Source organism: Protofrankia sp. CiP1_Cm_nod2 (assembly GCF_920664355.1).
Lineage (GTDB): Bacteria > Actinomycetota > Actinomycetes > Frankiales > Frankiaceae > Protofrankia.
This window is the reverse complement of the sequence record NZ_CAKKTL010000210.1, coordinates 5176-9808: the sequence shown is the minus strand read 5'-3', so window position 1 is coordinate 9808 and position 4633 is coordinate 5176. Positions and strand designations below refer to the sequence as shown.

Below are 4633 nucleotides of genomic sequence, written 5' to 3'. Positions count from 1 at the left end.
GGCTGCGGCCGCAGCGGCCGCAGCGGCAGTCCCGCACGCGCGACCGGCCGCGTCCCGGGGCGCCGGGGGAATGGGCGCGTGGCCGCGTCAGGCAGACCGGGCGGCCGCTCCAGGTGGGGCAGATCCCTCCGTGGCTGAGCGCGGCGGCGGCCTGCCTGACGGTTATCGTCGCGGTGATCGGCCTCGTGGGGGTGCTGGGCCGGCAGACCGGGCGGAACAGCGCCAGCGAGGCCGTCAGCCAGGCCGTGGCACCGCTGTCGGCCGACATCACCGGATCGTCCGAGGGGGCGCGCAGTGCCGCGGGGGGAGGCTCGAGCGACGGTGCGGCGGCTCCCGCGGCCCCCGCCACGACGGCGGTCGACGCCGACGAGGGCGCCGCCACCGCCACGGCGGCGATATTCGCGCACACCGGGCATCCGCTCAGCATCTCCGACGTCCCCCAGCACACCCTCGACCTGCTGTCCGGACGGATCAAGGGGACGCTCAAGGTGCCGCTGCGCGACTACGCCGCCGCGGCGGCGCCGCTACCGCCCGCCGCCGCGGCGGCCCTCGTCACCGAGCTCACCCAGCCGGCCCTGCGCACCTGCTACCTCAGCCTGGCGACCCAGAGCGGCGGCAACGTCATCGCGTTGGATCTCGTTGCTTTCGACGGGCGGCCGGCCGTGCTCGTCGTGCTGTCCGTCCCGGCCGATCCCGACAAGCTGCAAGTGATCGTCCTTGACGAGCGGTGCGGGGTGACCAACATCGCGGCCGCGACGTGGTACAGCACCACCACGCCCCGGCGGTAGCCAACCGGGCCATGGCCGCTGGATGCCGGTGGACGCGGGCGGCCGCCCGTGCGGGCGGCCATCATCCGCCGGGTGCGGCCCAGGTCATGCCCGGCCCCTGGTCACAGGTGCGCCGGTAACGATCCGCGGCCCTTCGCGAAGCGGCTCCGGCGCTGCCGCGACAGTTCCGCGGGCGACGCCGGGCGGGCCTGGCGTCGCCCGGCGGGGCACGGCCGGGCGAGCCCGGCGGCGGTGCGGGAGCACAGACGAGGGAATCGGGTGCGCAATGGGACAGTTGTGGCTGGCGCACGGCCTCACCGGCGACAGCCGGCGATCTGAAGGGACAGGTGGAGATGTGACCGCGCACAGCAGCGGGAACGAATCGAGCATCCCGGGCGCCCGGGATCCCGATGTCCGAGATGTCATCATCATCGGATCCGGTCCGGCCGGCTACACCGCGGCGATATACACGGCGCGCGCGAACCTGCGCCCGCTGGTCTTCGAGGGTTCGGTGGCTGCCGGCGGCGCGCTGATGACCACGACCGAGGTGGAGAACTTCCCCGGTTTCCCCGAGGGCATCCAGGGCCCCGACCTGATGGAAGGCATCCGCCGGCAGGCCGAGCGCTTCGGCGCGGAACTGCTCGCCGAGGACGTCACCGCGGTCGACCTGCGGGCCGACCCGAAGATCGTGACTGCCGAGGACCGGACCTACCGCGCCCACACCGTGATCATCGCCACCGGCTCGGCGTACCGCCGGCTCGGCCTGTCGGACGAGGAGCGGCTGCTGGGACGCGGGGTATCCGCGTGCGCGACCTGCGACGGCTTCTTCTTCCGGGACCAGGACATCCTCGTCGTCGGCGGCGGTGACTCCGCGCTGGAGGAGGCGACGTTCCTGACCCGCTTCGGCCGGTCCGTCACCATCATCCACCGGCGGGACAGGCTGCGGGCAAGCGCGATCATGCAGCAGCGCGCGTTCGCCAACGACAAGATCCTTTTCCGCTGGAACGCCGAGGTCGTGGCAGTCCTCGGCGAGGAGCGGGTCACCGGCGTCCGGGTCCGCGACACCGTGACCGGTGAGACCAGCGAGATAGCCGCCAGCGGGCTGTTCGTCGCCATCGGCCACGAGCCGCGCACCGAACTCGTCCGCGGCCAGCTCGACCTGGACGCCGCCGGCTACGTCGCGGTCGAGCATCCGTCCACCCGCACCAGCCTGCCCGGTGTGTTCGCCTGCGGCGACGTCGTGGACCACATCTACCGGCAGGCCATCACGGCGGCCGGCACCGGGTGCGCCGCGGCGCTGGACGCCGAACGCCATCTGGCCGCCCGCGAGGGCGCGACCGGTCGGCCGCCCCGGGCGCCCGCCGAGGCTGTCGCCGGAGCGGCCCCGTCCTGACCACCCCGCCACCCGTGTCCGTGTCCGTGCCCGTGCCCGTGCCCGTGCCGACGGACGCAGTCTCGGGCGCGCCGTCCCCGGCCGGCGGCGCGGCCGTCCACACGGTGCCCACCGGCGATGACCGGCCCGGCGGCGACAACCGAAAGCATCGACAACAACCAGGAGGAGATCATCATGGCAGGAGCCACCCAGCCCGTCACCGACAACACCTTCACCGAGGAGGTCCTGAAGAGCAAGGTGCCCGTCCTGGTCGACTTCTGGGCGGAGTGGTGCGGGCCCTGCCGGCTGGTCGCCCCGGTCCTCGAGGAGATCGCCGCCGAGCACGGTGACAAGCTGCGGGTCGTCAAGCTCAACATCGACGAGAACCCGCAGACCGCTCGGCAGTACCAGATCCTGTCCATCCCCACCCTGGCCGTGTTCGTCAACGGCGAGGTGGACAAGAGCATCGTCGGCGCGAAGCCGAAGGCCGCCCTGCTGCGGGATCTCTCCGCGTACATCTGAGGCGTGTGCATCTGAGGCGTCCCCCGGGACGCCCACCGCGGACGCCCGTCGGAAGGGGCGTCCCGCGCGTCCCACCGGACCTGTGGCCTGTCCGGATCGGTCCGCCGATCCAGGCAGGCCACAGGCGTGCGAGAAGCACGGCCACCGCGGCTCGGCCCGCCGGGACCCGCGTGGGCCGGGCCGCCGCCGGCACGGGAAAATCCACCGGCCGCCACCCGGCTGCCCCACGACCGCGGCGACGGCGGCGGGTCCAGGGCGTGCCTGATGGACGTTGGCCGATGCGGACGGCGCCCAGGCGGCCTCCCGCCCGGCGGAGGACAGCGGGGTCCCCCCGCGGCGCCTACTGCCGGACGGGGGCGTTTCACAGCGGAAGTTATGGGCGACGACGACAACGCGGCGGGTGGCCGCGTGGGCGCCACCCACGCGATCGAACATCTGTCAGAGACGCCCCAGCCGCTAGCCTGTGTCTCCGTGACCCGTCCGCGAGCAGGTTCGAGTGGTAACCGCAGGATCAAACTCCTGCGTCTCGGCGACCGCGACCCCTCGGTCGCCGAGATACGCGCCGCGCTGATCTCCCTGTCGTTCCTGCCGGCCGCGCCGCACCAGCAGGAGGCCTCCGCGGCCGGCCGGCTGCGGCCGAGCGGGACAGATCTGCCACAACCGGCCGGACCACCGACCAGCGGGCTGCCGGGCGGCGGGCTACCGGGCGGGCCACGAAGCGGTGCCCGGGCGGGAACACCCGACAGGCCGCCGCCGGCGGCGGCCCGCTTCGATGCCGCCCGCGAACTCAGTGCCGCCCGCGAACTCGACGTGGCCCTGGAGTTCGACGCCGCCCTCGACCGGGCCGTCCGGGCGTTCCAGCAGAGCCGGGGGCTGTCCGCGGACGGCATCGTCGGCCCGGACACCTTCCGCGCCCTGGAGGAGGCCCGTCGCAGGCTGGGCGACCGGCTGCTCTTCTACAGCGTCAACCATCCCTTCATCGGGGACGACGTGGCAGCGCTGCAGGAACGGCTGTCGAACATGGGGTTCGACGTGGGACGGACGGACGGCATCTTCGGCCCGCGGACCGAGGCGGCCCTCAGGGACTTCCAGTACAACCGCGCGCTGGAGCCCGACGGCCGCTGCGGGCCGCTGACCCTGCGGGAGCTGAAGAAGCTGGAGCGCACCGTCGTCGGTGGCCGCCCGGACGTGCTGCGGGAGTCGGTGCGGCTGCTCCAGCGGGGCCCGTCCCTGCTCGGTGTCGTGGTCGCGGTCGACCCCGGCCACGGCGGGAACGACCCTGGAGTCACCGTCGGCGACCTCTGCGAGCGCGACCTCATCGCCGATCTCGCCGCCCGGCTGGAGGCCCGGCTGCTGGCCTCCGGGCTGGAGGCCTACCTCCTGCACGGCCCGCACGAGTCCCCGGACGACGTCGAGCGGGCGCACCGCGCGAACGAGATCGGCGCGGACCTGCTGGTGTCGCTGCACCTGGACGCGGGGAGGTCACCCCGGGCCCAGGGGGTGTCGTCCTACTACTTCGGCAACGCCCGGGGCTCGTCCGCCGTGGGCGAGCGGCTGGCCACGCTCGTCCAGAAGGAGCTGGTCTCCCGCACGGACCTGGTCGACTGCCGGACCCACGCCAAGACGTGGGAGCTGCTGCGGCGGACGAGGATGCCGGCGATCCGGACGGATCTGGGGTATCTGACGAACCCGCACGACGCCGCCGCGCTCGGGTCGCCGGAGTTCCGGGACACCGTCGCCGAGGCGATCCTCGCCGCGGTGCAGCGGCTGTTCCTGCCGCCGGACCTTGACCCACCGACCGGCCAGCTGCGAGTCCCGACCCTCGCCTCCCGCCGCCCCCGCTGACCCGACGGCTGCGGACCGGAGCCGCTGGCCTGGACGCCCGCCGGGTCTCCAGCGCGCTGACATCCTTCCGCCCTGGAAGACCGGGGCAGCCGGCTTCCTCGCCCCACCGGTCCCGCGCCGCACCGCA

3 protein-coding genes and 1 pseudogene are annotated in these 4633 nt (G+C 73.9%); all 4 read left to right on the top strand.

Going from position 1 to position 4633, the window contains the following annotated elements:
* Window positions 1-788, top strand: a pseudogene (locus NBW84_RS19220) (hypothetical protein); the annotation flags it as partial.
* Window positions 789-1122: 334 nt separating this feature from the next.
* Entirely contained in the window at window positions 1123-2160 is a 1038-nt protein-coding gene (gene trxB, locus NBW84_RS19215) for a thioredoxin-disulfide reductase (RefSeq protein WP_250286128.1), read from the top strand.
* Window positions 2161-2334: 174 nt separating this feature from the next.
* A complete protein-coding gene (trxA, locus tag NBW84_RS19210; RefSeq protein WP_250286129.1) occupies window positions 2335-2661 on the top strand; it encodes a thioredoxin in 327 nt (108 codons plus the stop codon).
* 510 nt (window positions 2662-3171) lie between these two features.
* Window positions 3172-4506 (top strand): N-acetylmuramoyl-L-alanine amidase, encoded by a 1335-nt coding sequence (locus NBW84_RS19205; protein WP_445548593.1) that lies wholly within the window; start codon window positions 3172-3174, stop codon window positions 4504-4506.
* Window positions 4507-4633: the final 127 nt, after the last annotated feature.